This window comes from Pseudoclavibacter sp. JSM 162008 (assembly GCF_041366455.1).
Taxonomy (GTDB): Bacteria; Actinomycetota; Actinomycetes; order Actinomycetales; family Microbacteriaceae; genus Pseudoclavibacter.
In genome coordinates, this window is the sequence record NZ_JBEWYX010000026.1 from 1 (window position 1) to 18114 (window position 18114).

Annotated in this window: 16 protein-coding genes and 1 pseudogene; 15 read left to right on the plus strand and 2 right to left on the minus strand. The window is 70.2% G+C overall.

The features are described 5' to 3' along the window. The first annotated feature begins 410 nt into the window (after window positions 1-410). From ABVF28_RS16295 to ABVF28_RS16335, 9 genes are all read left to right on the plus strand, one after another. Window positions 411-1673, plus strand: a complete 1263-nt coding sequence (locus ABVF28_RS16295) for a 4-hydroxybenzoate 3-monooxygenase (RefSeq protein ID WP_371031331.1) — start codon at window positions 411-413, stop codon at window positions 1671-1673. Beyond that, window positions 1670-2473, plus strand: coding sequence for a protocatechuate 3,4-dioxygenase subunit beta (pcaH, locus tag ABVF28_RS16300; protein WP_371031332.1), 804 nt, complete (start codon window positions 1670-1672; stop codon window positions 2471-2473). Before ABVF28_RS16295 ends, pcaH begins: the two co-directional genes overlap by 4 nt. After that, the gene (gene pcaG, locus ABVF28_RS16305; RefSeq protein WP_371031333.1) at window positions 2466-3047 is read left to right on the plus strand and encodes a protocatechuate 3,4-dioxygenase subunit alpha; all 582 of its coding nucleotides are present in this window, start codon (window positions 2466-2468) and stop codon (window positions 3045-3047) included. The genes pcaH and pcaG overlap by 8 nt, the downstream gene beginning before the upstream one ends. Continuing rightward, window positions 3044-4291: a lyase family protein gene (locus tag ABVF28_RS16310; protein ID WP_371031334.1), complete on the plus strand. Its 1248-nt coding sequence runs from the start codon at window positions 3044-3046 to the stop codon at window positions 4289-4291. Before pcaG ends, ABVF28_RS16310 begins: the two co-directional genes overlap by 4 nt. Beyond that, window positions 4288-5535, plus strand: coding sequence for a 4-carboxymuconolactone decarboxylase (pcaC, locus tag ABVF28_RS16315; protein ID WP_371031335.1), 1248 nt, complete (start codon window positions 4288-4290; stop codon window positions 5533-5535). The genes ABVF28_RS16310 and pcaC overlap by 4 nt, the downstream gene beginning before the upstream one ends. Next, window positions 5528-6346 carry a CoA transferase subunit A gene (locus ABVF28_RS16320; RefSeq protein ID WP_104252017.1) on the plus strand — a complete coding sequence of 273 codons (819 nt, stop codon included), beginning with the start codon at window positions 5528-5530 and terminating at the stop codon, window positions 6344-6346. The genes pcaC and ABVF28_RS16320 overlap by 8 nt, the downstream gene beginning before the upstream one ends. After that, complete coding sequence (locus ABVF28_RS16325) at window positions 6346-7002, plus strand: CoA transferase subunit B (RefSeq protein ID WP_104252018.1); 657 nt, start codon at window positions 6346-6348, stop codon at window positions 7000-7002. Before ABVF28_RS16320 ends, ABVF28_RS16325 begins: the two co-directional genes overlap by 1 nt. Beyond that, on the plus strand, window positions 6999-8213 hold the full coding sequence (locus ABVF28_RS16330; RefSeq protein ID WP_371031336.1) for an acetyl-CoA C-acetyltransferase: 1215 nt from the start codon (window positions 6999-7001) through the stop codon (window positions 8211-8213). Before ABVF28_RS16325 ends, ABVF28_RS16330 begins: the two co-directional genes overlap by 4 nt. Before the next feature lie 380 nt (window positions 8214-8593). Further along, entirely contained in the window at window positions 8594-9355 is a 762-nt protein-coding gene (locus ABVF28_RS16335; protein ID WP_371031337.1) for an SDR family NAD(P)-dependent oxidoreductase, read from the plus strand. Between the two features lie 248 nt (window positions 9356-9603). Here ABVF28_RS16335 and ABVF28_RS16340 read toward each other — a convergent pair whose 3' ends face one another. Then, window positions 9604-9930, minus strand: a complete 327-nt coding sequence (locus ABVF28_RS16340) for a prevent-host-death protein (protein WP_371031338.1) — start codon at window positions 9928-9930, stop codon at window positions 9604-9606. A gap of 201 nt (window positions 9931-10131) precedes the next feature. Between ABVF28_RS16340 and ABVF28_RS16345 the strand changes: the two genes are divergently transcribed. The 6 genes and pseudogenes from ABVF28_RS16345 (at window position 10132) to ABVF28_RS16370 (ending at window position 16674) form a co-directional block, all read left to right on the plus strand. Beyond that, a complete protein-coding gene (locus ABVF28_RS16345; protein WP_371031339.1) occupies window positions 10132-11127 on the plus strand; it encodes a fumarylacetoacetate hydrolase family protein in 996 nt (331 codons plus the stop codon). A 59-nt stretch (window positions 11128-11186) separates the two neighbouring features. Beyond that, window positions 11187-12173 (plus strand): cyclase family protein, encoded by a 987-nt coding sequence (locus tag ABVF28_RS16350; RefSeq protein ID WP_371031353.1) that lies wholly within the window; start codon window positions 11187-11189, stop codon window positions 12171-12173. Between the two features lie 64 nt (window positions 12174-12237). Further along, a complete protein-coding gene (locus ABVF28_RS16355) occupies window positions 12238-13371 on the plus strand; it encodes an FAD-dependent oxidoreductase (RefSeq protein ID WP_371031340.1) in 1134 nt (377 codons plus the stop codon). Continuing rightward, window positions 13368-14441, plus strand: a complete 1074-nt coding sequence (locus ABVF28_RS16360) for an amidohydrolase family protein (protein WP_371031341.1) — start codon at window positions 13368-13370, stop codon at window positions 14439-14441. Before ABVF28_RS16355 ends, ABVF28_RS16360 begins: the two co-directional genes overlap by 4 nt. A 14-nt stretch (window positions 14442-14455) precedes the next feature. Beyond that, window positions 14456-15460 (plus strand): fumarylacetoacetate hydrolase family protein, encoded by a 1005-nt coding sequence (locus tag ABVF28_RS16365; protein WP_371031342.1) that lies wholly within the window; start codon window positions 14456-14458, stop codon window positions 15458-15460. Continuing rightward, window positions 15457-16674, plus strand: a pseudogene (locus ABVF28_RS16370) (acetyl-CoA C-acetyltransferase). Before ABVF28_RS16365 ends, ABVF28_RS16370 begins: the two are co-directional and overlap by 4 nt. 365 nt (window positions 16675-17039) lie before the next feature. On the opposite strand, the gene ABVF28_RS16375 reads toward ABVF28_RS16370, so the two are convergent. Continuing rightward, window positions 17040-17978: a LysR family transcriptional regulator gene (locus ABVF28_RS16375; protein ID WP_371031343.1), complete on the minus strand. Its 939-nt coding sequence runs from the start codon at window positions 17976-17978 to the stop codon at window positions 17040-17042. Window positions 17979-18114 lie beyond the last annotated feature (136 nt).

Here is an 18114-nt window from a genome sequence, read left to right on the forward strand (position 1 = left end):
GCTGACGAAGATCGCCCCTCCCGCATCAGCTCCCAGAACTTTCGCTCGCGCTCCCGCGCAGCACCGCTCGCTGGCATCCGCCCACCCCTTACTCATCGGGGTGTTGCAACGACCGACAGAAACCGCCCTAGGGTTTCGAGACGTCTCACCCCTGGAGTGTCCCCCGGCCCAGATTCCGCGCGGGTCCGCGCGGCTCGATTCTCAAAACTATGTGTCACAACTTCGGCGACGAAAACGCGTAGCCGCCGTCGGTTTTGCGACAGCGCTGAGCCGGCATGAAAGACGCCTCGTTCTCGCCATCCGCCCGCCCTTGCGCCTTCTCGAAACTTCCACTCAGCGGAAACCTCCGCCCACCGCATCCGCCCGCCACGCACACTCGTCTCATCCTTCCCAACGACGAGAGGCGTTCGATGACGAGCGACGAGAGCCCCAGCCAGGCCGCCCAGAGCGCGGACACCGGCGTGCGCCAGTCCACGCAGGTGGCGATCATCGGAGCCGGACCCGCAGGGCTGCTGCTCGGGCACATCCTGGGCCAGGCGGGCATCGACTACCGCATCCTCGAAGCGCGCGACAAGGAGTACGTGCTCGGCCGCATCCGCGCCGGCGTACTCGAACAGGACTCCGTCGACCTCCTCGCCAAGTTCGGCCTCGACGCCGACCTCAAAGCCAACGGCCTCACCCACCACGGCATCTACCTCCAGCACGAGGGGGAGCGCCACCACATCGACTTCGCCGAGCTCACCGGCCGCACCGTCACCGTCTACGGCCAGCAGGCGCTCGTCCACCACCTCGTCGCCGAACACGAACGCATCGGCTCGCAGCTCATCTTCGAAGCCACCGACGTGCAGCCGACCCAGATCGAATCGACGCACGACGGCGACCGCGCCTGCCTCGCCTACACGGCCCCGAACGGCGAGCGCATCACCCTCGACTGCGACTACATCATCGGCGCCGACGGCTACCACGGCGTCTGCCGCCGCACCTTCCCCGAAGGCACCCTCGACGTCGCCGAACGCGTCTACGACTTCGCGTGGCTCGGCATCCTCGCCGACGTCGCCCCCTCCACCGACGACCTCATCTACGCCCTCCACCGCGACGGCTTCGCCATGCACTCCATGCGCTCCACCACCGTCTCCCGCCTTTACCTGCAGGTCAGCCCCGACGACGACATCGCCAACTGGAGCGACGAACGCATCTGGGCCGCCCTTCAGACGCGCCTCGGCACCGAAGGCTGGACCCTCACCGAAGGCCCCATCACCGAGAAGTCGATCCTGCCCATGCGCAGCTTCGTCGTCTCCACACTCAACTACGGCCGCCTCTACCTCGTCGGCGACGCAGGCCACATCGTGCCACCAACTGGCGCGAAAGGCCTCAACTCGGCCATCGCCGACGTCGCCCTCCTCGCCGAAGCCCTCCAAGCCCACTACGCCGGCGACGACACGGGCCTCGAGCAGTACAGCGACAAGGCCCTCGACCGGCAGTGGAAGGTGCAGCACTTCTCGCAGTGGATGACCGACATGCTCCACGTGCACCCCGCCGACGGCTCCGCCGAGCAGAGCGCCTTCGACTTCCAACGGCAGCTCGGGCAGATCCGCTACGTCACCTCCTCGCACGCCGCCCAGGTCAGCCTCGCCGAGCAGTACGCCGGCCTCCCGTTCGTGGATGCACGATGAGCACCGGACAGGAACGACACGAGACGCTCGACGGGCCCGTCGACTCGCTCGTCAGCCAGGCGCGCATCTCGCAGCAGATCGCCGACGCCCACGCGGCCCACGCCGACGATGCCCGCAGCCACCCGCTGCGCGACTTCGCCCCCTACCGCTCCGTCGCGCTCCGCCACCCCACGCACCAGCTCGTGCGCGCCGACCCCGAGGAGATCGAACTCGTCTCGCCCGCCTTCGGGCACACGGACGTCGCGGCTGAGGAATCCGACCTCACCATCCAGCACAACGGCGAACCCATCGGCGAGCGCATCATCGTCTCCGGCCGCATCCTCGACGGAGACGGCCGCCCCGTGCGCGGCCAGCTCGTCGAGATCTGGCAGGCCAACGCCGCCGGACGCTACGTGCACAAACGCGACCAGCACCCCGCCCCCCTCGACCCGAACTTCACGGGCGTCGGCCGCATCATCACGGGCGACAACGGCGAGTACCGCCTCACCACCATCAAGCCCGGTGCATACCCGTGGAAGAACCACCGCAACGCGTGGCGGCCCGCGCACATCCACTTCTCCCTCTTCGGCACGCAGTTCACGCAGCGCCTCATCACGCAGATGTACTTCCCCGGCGACCCGCTCTTCGCGCTCGACCCCATCTACCAGTCCATCGTCGACCCCGCCGCGCGCGCGAGACTCGTCGCGAACTACGACCACGACGTCAGCGAGCACGAGTGGGCGATCGGCTACAAGTGGGACATCGTGCTCACCGGCTCGAAGTCCACGTGGATGGAACCGGAGGACGTCGACCATGCCTGAAGCAACAACTCCTACGCCGCTCGGCCAGACCCCGTCGCAGACCGTCGGCCCCTTCTACGGCTACGCCCTGCCCTACGAGCGCGGCGGCGAGATCGCCGCACCCTGGCGACCCGACTCGATCCGCCTGCACGGCACCGTCACCGACGGAGCGGGCGAGACGGTTCCGGATTCGATCCTCGAGCTCTGGGGTCTCGACGCCGACGGCCAGCCGGTCGCGCAGCGCGGCAGCCTCGAGCGCGACGGCTACACGTTCACGGGCTTCGGACGCACCCCCGCCGACCGCGACGGCCACTACTCGTTCACGACCATCAAGCCAGGACGACGGGATGCGGGCGCCGCGCCCTACCTGCTCGTCACGATCTTCGCGCGCGGCCTCCTCCACCACCTCTTCACCCGCGCCTACTTCGGGGACCAGTCGACGGAGAACGAGGCAGACGCCGTGCTCGCGGGCCTCGCCCCCGAGCGCCGCGCGACCCTCATCGCGACCCCGGATGCGCCAGGCAGCTACCGCTTCGACATCCGCCTCCAGGGTGACGGCGAGACCGTGTTCTTCGACTTCGGGCAGGAACTGTGAGCGCGGGCGAGGCAGGCTCCCGCCAGGCGGATGCTCGCGGGTCAGGGACCCGCGGGACGGGCACCGGTGGGCCGGCATCCGACGAGTTCGGCGGCCTCGTTCGGGGCATGCTCGTCGTCGAGGCCGAGCTGCTGCGCGCCTGGGCCTCCCTCGAGTCGCGCGACGCCAGCGCGGCCGCGACGGCCGTCGAAGCCGTCGACCTCGACGCCGCTGCGCTGCGCGACGGCATCGAAGCCGACGGCGTCATCGTGCCGGAGCTCGTGCGCCAGCTGCGCGCATCCCTCGCCTCCGCCGGTGTCGAGGCCCGGCGCCTGCACGCCGGCGCGACGAGCCAGGACATCGTCGACTCCGCCAGCATGCTGCACGCGCGCGACGCGCTCACGGCCGTGCGCTCCGACCTGGTCGCCGCGGGCACCCGCCTCCAAGGCCTCGCCGACGCCGAACGCCGCTCGCCCCGCGTCGCCTACACCCTCGGCCGGCAGGCAGCCGCTAGCACGCTCGGCGCGCAGTTCGCGGGCTGGCTCGACGGCGTCACCTCCGCCATCGCCGCCATCGACGGCCTCACCTTCCCTATGCAGTTCGGGGGAGCGGTCGGAACCGGCGAGGCGGCAGACCGGCTCGGGTCCGGCGCGCAGACCACCAGCATCCTGCGAGCGCACCTCGCCGCCGGCCTCGGCCTCGACGACCCTCGCCGCTCCTGGCACGCCGAGCGCACCCCCGTGCTCGCCGTCGCCAGCGCCGCCACGGCCGTGTGCACAGCGCTTGGCCGCATCGGCCGCGACCTCGTCACCGCCTCCGGCGAGCGCGTCGGCGAGCTCTCGCTCGGCGGCGGCGGCACGTCGTCCGCCATGCCCCACAAGCAGAACCCCGTCGCTCCCATCGTGGTCGTCTCGAACGCCCTCCAGGCGCCCGGCCTGCTCGCGACAGTCGCGTCCGCTGCGGTCTCACAGGACGAGCGACCGGCCGGCGAATGGCACGCCGAATGGGATGCGCTGCGCCGCCTCCTCGAGCTCGCCAGCGTCTCCGCCAGGCGGCTTGCCGCGTCCCTCGACCTCGTCACGGTCGAGCGGGAGACGGCACGCCACCACCTCGCCGACTCCGCCGTCGCGGGCGCCGACCAGGTCACGCTGCAGGCAGCCAACCGGGTCGTGAATGCCGCCATCAGCCGGTTCCTGTACCGGGAATCGGCCAACGACCACGACGGTGACACCGACGACGACACGAACAGCGAGGAGACGGCATGACGATCCCACGCCTCAGGGGTGCCTTCGCCCCCGGCACCCAGCCCGCGTCGCAGAACGAGCTGCTGGTCATGCTCCCATCGCTCGGCACGACTATGGCGCTCTGGGACGGCACCGTCGCGGCCTTCCGCGCCTCGATGCCGGGCAGCACGCTGCGCATCCTGCGCCTCGACCTCCCCGGCCACGGCTCCAGTCCCGCCACGGCCGAGCCGTTCACGATCGCCGAGCTGGCGGATGCGGTGCTCGACGTCGTCGAGGAAGCCGGCGGCGGTGCGTTCCACCTCGCCGGGCTCTCGCTGGGCGGGGCCGTCGCGCTCGAGCTGGCCCTCGCACATCCCGAGCGCGTGAAGAGCCTCGCCCTCTTCTGCACGGACTCGAAGATCGGCACCTCCGAGGGCTGGGAGCAGCGCGCGGCGGCGGTGCGCGCATCCGGTACCGCGTCGCTCGTCACGGGCAGCGCCGAGCGCTGGTTCGCGCCGGGATTCCTCGAGCAGAACCCCCTCTCGGCCGCCGCGCGGTCGCTCTCGACGCTCATCGACATCGACGATGAGTCGTACGCGCGCTGCAACGAGGCGCTCGCCGCCTTCGACCGCACCGCGTTGCTCGGCTCGCTGCGCGCCCCGACCCTCGTCGTGAGCGGCGAACACGACGTCGTCACGACACCCGAGGCGATGCAGGGGCTCACCGAGCGCATCCCGAACGGCTACCACTCGACCATCGCGGGCACCGCCCACCTGGCCGCGCTGGAAGACCCGGACGCCGCAGCCCGCCTCCTCACGACGCACCTGCGCGCATCCGCCTCGCAGGGCCAGTCGACGCAGGCTGCTGCGCACGAGCAAGGGATGCGCGTGCGCCGCGAGGTGCTCGGCGACGCGCACGTCGACCGGGCCGTCGCCGGCACGACCGCAGAGACGGCGCCGTTCCAGGACTTCATCACCCGCTACGCGTGGGGCGAGATCTGGGCGCGAGACGAGCTGTCCCGCCGCGAGCGGTCCATCGCGACGCTCGCGAGCCTCGTCACCGGGTCGCACGAGGCCGAGATCCGCATGCACGTGCGCGCCGCCCTCACGAACGGCCTGTCGCGCGCCGAGATCGCCGAAGTCATCCTGCACACGGCCCTCTACGCCGGGCTACCGCCCGCCAACGGCGCCCTCGGCATCGCCAAGGAGGTCTTCGCGGGCCTCGACGCCGCGGGTACCGCAGACACTCAAACATCCAGCCCCAACGAAGGAGCAGAACGTGGATAAGACCTACGCCTCGGCGGCCGACGCCGTCGCCGACATCCCGGCGGGATCGTCGCTCGCGGTCGGAGGCTTCGGCCTCTCCGGCGTGCCGATCACCCTCATCCGCGCCATCCAGGCGCTCGGCGTCGACGGCCTCGAGGTCGTCTCCAACAACTGCGGCGTCGACGGCTGGGGCCTCGGCGAGCTGCTGTCGGAGGGGCGCATCCGCCGCGTCATCGCCAGCTACATCGGCGAGAACAAGGAGTTCGCGCGCCAGTACCTGTCCGGTGAGATCGAGGTCGAGCTCACCCCGCAGGGCACGCTCGCCGAGCGGCTGCGTGCCGGCGGCGTCGGCGTCCCCGCCTTCTACACGGCGACCGGGGCCGGCACCATGGTCTCGGAAGGCGGGATGCCCATCCGCTACAACACCGACGGCACCGTCGGCCTCGTCAGCGAGCCCAAGGAGCAGCGCCCCTTCGATGTGTTCGGGGCCGCCAAGGAGTACGTGCTCGAGACCGCCATCAGCACCGACTTCGGGCTCGTGCGCGCCGCTGTCGGCGACCGCCACGGCAACCTGATCTTCGAGAAGTCGACCCGCAACTTCAACCCCCTCGCGGGCATGGCCGGGCGCATCACGATCGCCGAGGTCGACCGCCTCGTCGAACCCGGCGAGCTCGACCCCGACGAGATCCACCTGCCCGGCATCTACGTCGACCGCGTCGTCGTGCTGAGCGCAGAGCAGGCGGGTGAGCTGCCCATCGAGAAGACCACCGTCCGGCCGCGCGAAGCCGCTGGCGCATCCACTTCATCCACCGACTCGAGGGGACACGCCTGATGCCGCTGACCAGGAACGAGATGGCCGCCCGCGCCGCCCAGGAGCTCAAGGACGGCTCGTACGTGAACCTCGGCATCGGGCTGCCGACGCTCATCCCGAACTACATCGACGACGGCATCGAGGTGGTGCTGCATTCCGAGAACGGCATCCTCGGCGTCGGTCCGTACCCGTGGGAGGGCGAGGCCGACCCGAAGCTCATCAACGCGGGCAAGGAGACCGTCACCGTGCTGCCCGGCGCCTCGTTCTTCGACTCGGCGGCGAGCTTCGGCATGATCCGCGGCGGCCGCGTCACCAACGCCGTCCTCGGCGCCATGCAGGTCTCGGCGCAGGGAGACATCGCCAACTGGGCCGTGCCCGGCAAGATGGTGAAGGGCATGGGCGGGGCGATGGACCTCGTCAACGGCGCCGAGCATGTGCTCGTCGTCATGGAGCACGTCGCGAAGGACGGCTCGCCGAAGATCGTCGAGCAGTGCACGCTGCCTCTCACGGGCAAGGGCTGCATCGACCGCATCATCACCGACCTGGCCGTGCTCGACGTGACGGACTCGGGACTCGTGCTCATCGAGCTCGCGCCCGGCGTGACGGTCGACGAGGTCCGGGATGCGACCGGAGCCGCGTTTACGGTCGCCGACTCGTTGCAGGAGGTCTCGGCGTGACCGAGCTGCGCGAGGTCGTCATCTGCTCGCCCCTGCGCACGCCGGTCGGGCGCCTCGGCGGCTCGCTCGCGCCCCTCTCCGCGCGCGACCTCGGCGTCGCCGTCCTCGAGGCGCTCGTCGCGCGCAGCGGGCTCGACGTGAATGCGGTCGACTCGGTCATCGCCGCGCAGGGCTACCCCTCCATGGAGTCGCCGGCCTTCGGGCGCGTGGCGGCGCTGGATGCGGGCTTCCCCATCACCACAACCGGGTACCAGCTCGACCGCCGCTGCGGTTCGGGCCTGCAGGCCGTCATGAACGCCGCCATGGAGGTGCAGACGGGCGTCGCCGACGTAGTCGTCACCCTCGGCGCGGAGTCGATGTCGAACGCTCCTCTCTATACGGAGCAGGGGCGCCGCGGCACCCCGCCCGCCGGCCTCATGCTGCACGACGCGCTCGCGCGCGGCCGCGAGACGGTCGGCGGCGCCAACTACCCGAGCCCAGACGGGAACGTCGGCAGCGCCGAGCTGCTGCGGTCCGAGTACGGCATCTCGCGCGAAGCGCAGGACCGCTTCGCCCTGCAGTCGCACCAGCGCGCCGTCGCCGCCCAGGAGTCCGGCGCGTTCGACGCCGAGCTCGTGCCCGTCACCGTGCCCGGACGCAAGGGCGACGTGCTCGTCGACCGGGACGAGCATCCGCGCGCCGACTCCTCGATCGAGGCCCTCGCCCGCCTGCGGCCGATCCTCGGGAAGAAGGACCCCGCATCCACCGTGACCGCCGGCAACTCGAGCGGCCAGAATGACGCGGCCGCCGCCTGCATCGTGACGACACCAGCGCGGGCCGCTGAGCTTGGGCTGACCCCTTCGGTCCGGTTGGTCTCGTGGGCGGTGGCCGGCAACGACCCGCGGCTGTTCGGCGTCGCGCCCGTGCCGGCGACGAACCTCGCGCTCTCGCGTGCAGGCATCGGACTCGACGACCTCGACGTCATCGAACTCAACGAGGCCTTCGCCGTGCAGGTGCTCGCGTGCCTCGCCGACTGGGGCATCGATGCCGAGGACCCGCGCCTCAACCCGCGCGGCTCCGGCATCTCGATCGGCCACCCCATCGGCGCCACCGGCATCCGGATGCTCGCGACCCTCGCCAACGAGCTGCCCGCCCTCGACGCGAGCCTCGCCCTCGAGACCATGTGCATCGGCGGAGGCCAAGCCCTCGCCGCCGTCTTCGAGCGCGTGTAGGGGGGGCGCTTCGCTCCCATATCCACGCGTCCGTTTCGCCCGTTCCGCCCGGGCCGCGCTCCCGCTGCTCGTTTCGGGATGGCTTTCCGCTTCCGGATGGCTTACAACCCATCCCGAAGCGCGGAACCCATCCCGAAACACCCGATAGGCACGGCCAGCCTTCTTCGGCAGCTCACCGATTCCGTCTCGGGATGGGTTTTTCGCTTCGTGCTGGAAAGTTTCCCAACACGAAGTGATCTCTTCATCCCGAAACGGTGCTCGATGCTTGCCGCCGCATCCGGGGAGTGGATAGGCGGGATCAGCGATTGCCGCTGTCCGCGCGCCGCCGTCCCTGCTTGGGTTGAAGCGGATGCGCAGAGCCGCGCGTCGAGAGGAGCCCAGTGCCAGACAAAACCAGCAGTGCGCCCGTAGTTGTCACGGGCGCCGCGTCCGGCATCGGGGCGGCGGTCGTCGAGCGGCTCATCGCCGACGGCATCCCGGTCATCGCGGCCGACCTCGCTTGGCCAGCGGATGCACCCGAGCGACCGGGCGTCCACCGGGTCGTTCTCGACGGCCGCGACCCGGAGGGCTGGGCGGCTGTCGCCGAGCTCGCCGCTGCCTCGACCGCGGCCGCCGGCGCGCTCGCGGGACTCGTCAACGCCGCCGGCATCACGCGACGTGCGCGCATGGAGAACATCACCGCCGAGGACTTCGAGCTGGCCTTCGCCGTCAACGCGACGGGCCCCGCACTCGGAATCAGGGCGCTCGCCCCGCTCATGGCGGGCGGCGCATCCATCGTCAACGTCGGCTCAGCCGCAGCGGTCACGGCGCACTATGCCGTGGCGTACGCGGCCAGCAAGTGGGCGCTGCGCGGCATCACGAAGACCGCGGCGATGGAGCTGGGGCCGCGGGGGATCCGCGTGAACATCGTGCACCCCGGCTACATCGAGACTCCCATGACGGCGAGCGCATCGGTCGCGTTCCGCGACATCAACGTCGAGCTGACGCCGCTCGGACGCACGGGATCACCTGCTGAGGTTGCCGACGTCATCGCGAGCCTGCTCTCACCGGCCACCTCATTCGTGACGGGCGCCGAGCTCGCCGTCGACGGCGGCCTCACCGCGCACGGGGGCGGGCTGCCGATCGCGCGGGCGATCAGCTGACTTCATGCCATGCACCCCTTGGCGCACCTACTTCGTCTCGTGGGGGTGATGTGTGTGGACTTGCTCCAGGTAGACGAGGTCACCCTCGACGTAGAACCAGATGCGGGCATCGCCGCGCAGCGTTGGCTTGTGCTGCCAGCGTGCATAGACGCAACCGTCACGTTGAAGGCTGCCGAGTTCGTCGCGAATCGGATGCGGTACTCGCCTTTCTTCGTCGGGCGGGGGACTGGTGTGTCTTTCGTCACCTTCTAGGGGCGTTCCACGGTGATATCGGCTTCGAGCCAGTCGGCTTGAACTGGGGTCAGTCCCGCCGCGAGTGCCGATGCCGTTTCCTTCCACGCCGTGAGCTCGGCAATCGCAAGATGAGCCTGGCCGGTAGAGAAGGATGCACGCGACGCATCGAGCAGGTCGTGGGCGCACTTCCGTTGGCCATCTGGGCTGAGCGCCAGCATCCATGGAAACATCTGCGACATTCGGTGCTCGAGCGAGCCGCGGTCGTCGGTCGCTACGGCGATGAGCTGCGCCGCGGCGATCTCCAAGAGCTGATCGCGGGCCTGAGACTCGCTCTTCGACATCAGCACGAGATCTTCACCGTCGCGTCGGGTGACGTCGACGGGGTGGTCTTCAGCTGCCGCAAAGACCTTCGGTGCGTTGCGCCCACCGCTCCATCACCAACCCTGATGCCCGGGATAACGCATCCCGGCTTGGCTGATGCGGCGGCACACGGTTGACTTATGTCACGAACGCACCGAAGCGTCGTGAATTGGAGACCACCCGTGACATCGTCGTCCGAAGGCCTGACCGCCGACTTCGCTCTTGCCCGCTTCAGCGTGGGGGAGGGGAAGCCGCAGCTCGGACTCGTCGCGGCCGGCCGCATCCGCCCGCTCAGCAGCGAAGAGCTCGGCGCCGACTCACTCAACGACTTCCTTGCCGAGGCGCCCACCTCGTGGGACCGCGTCGCCGAGCTCGCGAAGTCCAGTGACAGAGACGACAGCACCTGGCTCGCCCTCGACGACGTCACCCTCGAAGCCCCCGTCGAGCCCCGCCAGGTGCTGCAGACGGGCGCCAACTACCGCACGCACGTCATCGACCTCGTCGCCGCGGGCCGCGCGAAGAACGACCCGCGCCCCATCGAGGAGCTGCGCGAATGGGCGGCCGAGATGATGGATGCACGTGCCAGGGACGGCGAGCCGTACTTCTTCATCGGCCTCCCCACGGCCGTCGCCGGCGTCGACGCCGAGCTCGAGCTGCCCGGTTACAGCGACCAGCACGACTGGGAGCTGGAGCTCGCGGTGGTCATCGGCAAGCGCGCCCACCGCGTCTCCCGCGAGGATGCCCTCGGCCACGTCGCTGGCTACACGATCGTCAACGACATCTCGACGCGCGACCTCATCTTCCGGAAGGACATGAAGGAGATCGGCACCGACTGGTACCGCGGCAAGAACGCGCCGGGCTTCCTTCCGACCGGCCCGTTCCTCGTGCCGGAGCAGTTCGTGACCGACCCGCACTCACTCACGCTCAAGCTCACGCTCAACGGCGACACGATGCAGGACGCCGTCACCGACGACCTCCTCTTCGACATCCCCGCGCTCATCTCGGCAGCATCCGAGAACATGCCGCTCCTCCCCGGCGACCTCCTGCTCACGGGCAGCCCCGCCGGCAACGGCATCGTGCACGGCCGACTCCTCCGCGATGGCGACGTGATGGTGAGCGTCATAGAAGGCCTCGGCACGCAGACGACCAAGGTTCGCGCGGAAGCGGTGTCCTCGTGACGTCCGTCACCGACGCGACAGGAACAGCGGAGACAGCGGGAGCCCCCGCAGCCACGGGCATCCCCACCGAGCACCCGGCCGAGCTCGACCGCACCGACCCCACCACCGAGGTCGCGCGCGCCGCCCAGGCCTACCGCAACTGGGGTCGCTGGGGCGACGACGACCGCATCGGCACGCTCAACTTCATCGACGACGCCAAGCGCGGCGACGCCGCGCAGCTCGTGCGCACGGGCCGCAGCTTCTCGCTCTCGCAGCCGTTCGACATGAACGGCCCCCAGATGGGCTGGCGTCGCCGCACCAACCCAGTGCACACGATGCTCGACACGGGCACGGATGCGCAGCTCGCGAACCAGGGGTTCCCGCACGGCCTCGGCGGGGCCGACGACGTCATCGCCATGCCGCTGCAGTGCTCCACGCAATGGGACGGTCTCGGCCACATCTTCGACCACGGCTACGCCTGGAACGGTCGCCGCGCCGGTGAGGTCGTGACGAGTGACGGCGACCTCGTGACGGGCATCGAGCACGCGGCGGCCGAGATCGTGAGCCGCGGCGTGCTGCTGGACCTCGGCAGGCACCTGCGCGACAACGGGGAGCTCGAGGATGGCTACGCGATCACCACCGCAGACCTCGAGGCGTGCATCCACGCGCAAGGCGCTACCTCGGCCGTCGGCCGTGGCGACATCGTGCTCGTGCGCACCGGCCGCTATGCCCGCGCCCAGCGCGACGGGTGGAACGGCTACGCGGGCGGCCCGAGCGCGGGGCTCTCGTTCACGACGGCCGGCTGGCTGCACCGCAGCGAGATCGCCGCGATTGCCACCGACACGTGGGGCTTCGAGGTTCGCCCCAACGAGTTCGACGACGCCTTCCAACCGCTCCACCAGGTTGTCATCCCCAACATGGGCCTGACCATCGGCGAGATGTGGGACCTTGAATCCCTGGCCGAGGCGTGCGCCGACGACAGCACCTACGACTTCCTCCTCGTCGCCCCGCCGCTGCCCATCACCGGCGCCGTCGGGTCTCCCGTCAACCCCATCGCCATCCGCTGAGCAACCCCCGCCGCGCGGCACGCACACCTTCATCGTCAACGCAGACGCAGAAAGCAGGACCATCATGAGTGCAGTTTCCAAGGTCGCCATCGTGGGAGGCGGAGTCGCGGGCATGGTCTCGGCGATCATCCTGGCCGACGGCGGCGTCGAGGTCGACGTCTACGAGGCGAAGTCCGAGGTCACGGCCCTCGGCTCCGGCATCACCCTGCAGGGCAACGCGCTGCGCGTCTTCGACCAGGTCGGCATCTGGGAGCGCATCCAGGAGCAGTCGTACTCGTTCGACGAGGTCAGCATGCGCGCCCCCGACCCGGCTGGAACGGTCATCGCGAGCCTCACCGAGACCCGCACGGGCGGCCCCGAGTACCCCGCGACGGCGGGCATGTACCGCCCAGACCTCGCCAAGATCCTGGCCGAGCGTGCCCTCGAAGTCGGCGCGCGCATCCACTACGGCACAACCGTTACCGGCCTCGAGCAGGACGGCGACGGGGTGACCCTGACGACGGATGCGGGTGACACCTCGCGCGTCGACCTAGTCGTCGGCGCCGACGGCCTCAACTCGCCGACCCGATCGCTCATCGGCATCGAGACCAAGCCGGAGCGCACGGGCATGGGCATCTGGCGAGCCTTCGTGGAGCGCCCCGCCGAGGTCACCCACACCGACCTCTACTACGGCGGCCGCTGCTTCATCGCCGGCTACTGCCCGACGGGCGAGAACAGCATCTACGCCTACCTCGTCGAGAAGGCGCAGGACCGCACCGGCCTCACGCCAGCCGAGAGCGTCGAGATCATGCGCGACCTCGCCGGCAGCTACGGCGGGCCGTGGCAGGAGATCCGCGACTCGCTCACCGAGTCGGCCCGCGTGCACTACACGCTCTTCACGTCGCACGTCGTTCCGGATGCGTGGAACCGCGGCCGGGTCGTCATCATCGGCGACGCCGCCCACAGCTGCCCTCCCACCATCGCGCAGGGCGCGGCCCAGGCCGCAGAAGACGGGCTCGTGCTCGCCACGATGCTGCTCGAGAGCGACCAGCTCGACGAGCAGTTCTGGGACGACTTCCACGCCCGTCGCATCCCACGCGCCTCGCACGTCGTCGAGGCGTCCACGACGCTCGGCCAGTGGCAACTCGACGGCAAGCGCGACGGCAACGTGCCAGCCCTCATGGGCGGCGTTGCGCAGCTCGTGGCGGTGCCCGCATGAGCGGCGGGAGCGACGCAGCCGTGAACGCGACCGACGCTTCCAGCGCTTCAGGCCAGGTCGTCGACGTCCACGCGCACCTCCTCCTCCCCGCCCTCCAGGGCGCCGTGCAGGGCCGCGACCGCGAGGGCTTCGCCGCCGCCGGCGAGCTCGAGGCCAAGCGCAACGGGCCGGCGAGCCTCGCCGCATCCGGTGCCATGATCAAGTCGCGCTTCCCGAAACTCATCTCGCTCGAAGAGCGCCTCGCGGTGATGGATGCGCAGGGCGTGGATGTGCAGCTCGTCTCGCCGTCCCCGAGCCACTACTACCCGTGGGCGGGCGAGGAGCTCGCCGTCTGGGCGGCGAAGGAGGCCAACGCGGCCATCGCCGAGCACGTGGCCGGTGCGCCCAAACGGCTGCGCGGGCTCGGGCTCGTGCCGTTGCAGCATCCGCACCGCCTCGTCGAGCTGCTCGACGACGCCGTGCTGACCAACGGGCTCGCCGGCGTCGAGCTGTCGTCGTTCGCGGGTGACGTGGAGCTCAGCGACGAGCGCCTCGACGACTTCTGGCGCCGTGCCGAGGAGCTCGAGGCGATCGTGTTCCTGCACCCGTTCGGCTGCAGCCTCGACGAGCGCCTCGACCGCTTCTACCTCTCCAACACGGTTGGCCAGCCCGCCGAGAACGCGGCCGCGATCTCCCACCTCATCTTCGGTGGCGTGCTCGACCGCTTCCCGAACCTCGTGCTCATCGCGGCGCACGGCGGCGGCTACTTGCCGACGTTCATCGGCCGCTCCGACCACGCCTGGGAGGTGCGGCCCGAGGCGCGCACCTGCCTGCGCGCGCCGTCCACGTACCTGCGGCAGCTGAGCTTCGACTCGCTCGTGCACACGCCCGACGCGCTGCGGAACCTCGTCGCCGCCGTCGGCGCCGACCGTGTGCTCCTCGGCTCCGACTACCCCTTCGACATGGGCGTTGAGAATCCCGTCGAGCGTGTCCACGACGCGGAACTCGGCGCCGAGGACGAGGCGCAGATCCTGTTCGGCAACGCCGCGCGGCTGCCCCGCGTCTGGAACACCGTGGAGGCGGCCCGGTGAGATACGCCAGGTGGATGCACGACGGCCGAACGCACGACGGGGTCGTCGTCGCGCACGCGGGCGGCGACCGGTTGCTCGCGTTCGCCGACGGGTTGACCGTGCTCGGCGCGACGAGGCTCGGTCTCGACCGCGCCAACGCGATCGCGGCCTCGCTCATCGAGGGCGCCTGGGCGGACGGTTCCCTCGGTCTCGCCCCGTCGCTCGCCGACGTCGAGCTGCTCGCCCCCATCGAGGCGCCGAGCGTGCGCGACTTCGTCGCGTTCGAGGAGCACGTCGAGGGCGTCGTGAAGTCGATCGACGGTGACTCGGGGGTCGTCGCCGAGTGGTACGACGCGCCCACCTTCTACTTCACCAACCCGCACTCGCTTGTGGGCAGCGGGGCGAGCATCCGCCCGCCCGTGACCGAGCGGCTCGACTTCGAGCTCGAGGTCGCCGTGATCGCCGGCGCGGTGGACGGCAGCGACGGGGCGAACCTCGACGAGGCAGCCGCGGCCGGCCACATCTTCGGCTACAGCGTCTTCAACGACTGGTCGGCGCGTGACATCCAGTCGCGCGAGATGAAGGTGCGCCTCGGACCCTGCAAGGGCAAGGACTTCGCCGCGACGCTCGGGCCGTGGATCGTCACGGCCGACGAGCTCGCCGACGCGCACGACGCCGACGGCTTCCTCGAGCTCGAGCTGCAGGTGCTCGTCAACGGCGAGCTCATCGGCAGCGACCTGCTCTCCAACATGGGCTGGTCGTTCCCGCAGCTCCTGGTCTACGCGTCGCGGAACTCGCGGGTCGTGCCGGGTGACGTGCTCGGCTCCGGCACCGCTGGCAACGGCGGGTGCCTCGCCGAGCTGTGGGGACGCGCGGGCTCGCTCACGCCGCCACCGCTCGCGGAAGGCGACGTCGTCGAGCTGCGCGTCGAACGCATCGGCGACATCAGCAACGTCATCGGGGCGGCCGTCGACGCCGTGCCCGTTCCCCGCGCACGGACCGCGTCGCGGGCACGAACGAGAGGACGCGTGAGCGCATGAGCGGCACAGACTTCGGCGCGAGCCCAGCTCCGGCCACGAACGACATCGTCATCGTCGCCGCCGCCCGGACCCCGCAGGGCAAGCTCAACGGGCAGCTCTCGACGCTGACCGCCCCGCAGCTCGGCGCCGCCGCGATCCGCGGCGCGCTCGCACAGGGCAGCATCGACGCGTCGCTGGTCGACGCTGTCCTCGTCGGGCACGTGCTCTCCGCCGGGGTCGGGCAGAACGCCGGACGCCAGGCGGCGCTCGCCGCGGGCATCCCAGCGTCCGCGCACGTCGCCTCCATCAACAAAGTCTGCCTCTCGGGGCTCACCGCTGTCATCGACGCTGCCCGCCTGCTGAAGACCGGCGACGCGCAGCTCGTCGTCGCGGCCGGCATGGAGTCGATGAGCCAGGCGCCGCACCTGCTCACCGGTTCACGCAAGGGCTGGGCGTACGGCTCGGTCGAGGCGCTCGATCATATGGCGCACGACGGGCTGACGGATGCGGCATCCGGGCAGAGCATGGGCCTCCTCACCGAGCAGCACAACACGAGCCTCGGCATCACGCGCGAGGCGCAGGACGCGGTCGCCGCGCGCTCCCACCAGCGCGCCGCCGCGGCCGTGGAGGCTGGGCTCTTCGACGCCGAGATCGTCGCCGTCGACGTGCCCGCGCGTCGCGGAGACCCCGTCCGGGTGAGCCGCGACGAGGGCATCCGCCCCTCCACAACCGCCGAATCGCTTGCCGGGCTGCGCGCCGCCTTCACCGCGGACGGGACGATCACGGCCGGGAACGCCTCGCCCATCTCCGACGGTGCGTCCGCGGTTGTTCTCACGACTCGCGCGTTCGCCGACGCGCACGACTACGACGTGCTCGCGGTCGTCGGCGCAGCTGGCCAGGTCGCCGGACCAGACGCATCGCTGCAGTCGTAGCCATCACGAGCGATCGCGCGGGTCTGCGAGAAGCAGGGCATCGCGGCTTCGTCGCTCGATCACATCGAGATCAACGAGGCCTTCGCCGCCGTCGTCGTGCAGTCGCGGGCCGAGCTCGGCGTCGCCGACGAAGTCGTGAACCCGCACGGCGGCGCGATCGCCCTCGGCCACCCGATCGGAGCATCCGGTGCCCGAGTCGTCGTCCACGCCGTGCACGAGCTCGCCCGCCGAGGCGGCGGAACCGCGGCCGTCGCCCTCTGCGGCGGAGGCGGCCAAGGCGACGCCCTCCTCCTCACCCGCTGACCCCACCGGTTGCCCTTGACCGAACTCAACCTCGTCTTTTCGGGATGGGTTTGGCGCTTGCGGATGACTTGTAACCCATCTGCGTGCGCGTATCCCATCCCGAAACGGTGGGATGGGGTGCGGTGGGGTCGACCGGGTGGCGCCGCCTGACGAGTTTCGGGATGGCTTTCTCGCTTCTTGCTGGCGAACTTGCCGCAGCGAAGTGAGTTACACATCCCGAAGTCGGGGGTGGACGGGTGTGGTGGGTGGCGTTGTCGTCGCGTGAGTTTCGGGATGGCTTGGGCGCTTCGGGATGGCTTGCAACCCATCTGCGTGCGCGGAACCCATCTCGAAACTGCTGCGGCAGCCAGCCTGGCCGAGCCGACCTACGCGGCCCCGGCGTCCGCCTGCATGGCGGCGCCGGCCTGCGCGAAGAGGCGCCGCATCCACGCGTGCTCTGGGTCGCTGTTGTGGGTGGGGTGCCACCAGAGGGCGGCCGAGATGGGGGTCGCGTCGAAGGGCGGCGCGAGCACGCGGAACCCTTCGCGGGGGATGAGGACGTCGGTGAGGCGCTTCTGCATGAGTGCGAGCCGGTTGGTGCCTTCGACGAAGTGGGGGAGGACGTGGAATCCTTCGACGACGGCGGCCACGGTGGGTTCGATGCCGAGTTCGCGGATCTGCCGGCTCGCGGAGGTGAACGCCGACCGGGAGAGGTAGTTGAACACCCAGGGCAGCTCGGCGATGTTCTCCATCGTGATGTGCTCGCCGACGTGCGGGTTGTCGTCGGTGCAGATGATGCGCCATTCGTCGGTGAAGACGTCGCTGTAGGGAAGGTCGCTGAGGAACCCGTGGGGGATCATCATGGCGTCGACGGAGCGGAGCTGCGCGATGGCGTCCTCGACGATGCTGGGGTTGTGCATCCGGAACCGGAAGCGCACGCCAGGAGCGGTCTCGGCGGCGAGCTTCGAGACCGCGGCGCCGATGGTCGCGAAGCCGTAGTCGGAGCCGAGCACCGTGAACTCGCGTGTCGACTGGGTGGGGTTCCACTCGGCTTGGCTGTCGAAGACGCGCCTGGCGGAGTCGAGGGCGGTGGCGGTGAGTTCGCTGAGTCGAACGGCGAGGGGTGTGAGTTCGTACGTGTTGCCGGTGCGGGCGAGGATCTTGTCGTTGAAGTGGGTGCGGAGCCTGCCGAGGGATGCGCTGAGTGCGGGCTGGCTGAGGTGCAGCCGTTCGGCGGCGCGGGTGACGCTCCGCTCGGTGAGGAGAGCGTCGAGCGAGACGAGCAAGTTCAGGTCGAGCCTGGACAGCGGTGTTTCTGTGGTCACGTCGTTGTGCTTCCGGATCAGGGGTGTGGCGCCAGCATATCCGTCTCGGTGATGCGCTCGCGGGTTCCGGGCCGACAGTTATGCGGAGCATCGCAACTACTTATGTGTGTTTTGCGCACAAGCCTGCCAGACTGAA

Bases quoted from the DNA above. Each gene is read 5' to 3' on its own strand.
- pcaH (WP_371031332.1), top strand. From the start codon at position 1,670: ATGAGCACCGGACAGGAACGACACGAGACGCTCGACGGGCCCGTCGAC.
- ABVF28_RS16355 (WP_371031340.1), top strand. From the start codon at position 12,238: ATGAGTGCAGTTTCCAAGGTCGCCATCGTGGGAGGCGGAGTCGCGGGC.
- ABVF28_RS16325 (WP_104252018.1), top strand. From the start codon at position 6,346: ATGCCGCTGACCAGGAACGAGATGGCCGCCCGCGCCGCCCAGGAGCTC.
- pcaG (WP_371031333.1), top strand. From the start codon at position 2,466: ATGCCTGAAGCAACAACTCCTACGCCGCTCGGCCAGACCCCGTCGCAG.
- ABVF28_RS16360 (WP_371031341.1), top strand. From the start codon at position 13,368: ATGAGCGGCGGGAGCGACGCAGCCGTGAACGCGACCGACGCTTCCAGC.
- pcaC (WP_371031335.1), top strand. From the start codon at position 4,288: ATGACGATCCCACGCCTCAGGGGTGCCTTCGCCCCCGGCACCCAGCCC.
- ABVF28_RS16340 (WP_371031338.1), bottom strand. From the start codon at position 9,930: ATGTCGAAGAGCGAGTCTCAGGCCCGCGATCAGCTCTTGGAGATCGCC.
- ABVF28_RS16295 (WP_371031331.1), top strand. From the start codon at position 411: ATGACGAGCGACGAGAGCCCCAGCCAGGCCGCCCAGAGCGCGGACACC.
- ABVF28_RS16365 (WP_371031342.1), top strand. From the start codon at position 14,456: ATGCACGACGGCCGAACGCACGACGGGGTCGTCGTCGCGCACGCGGGC.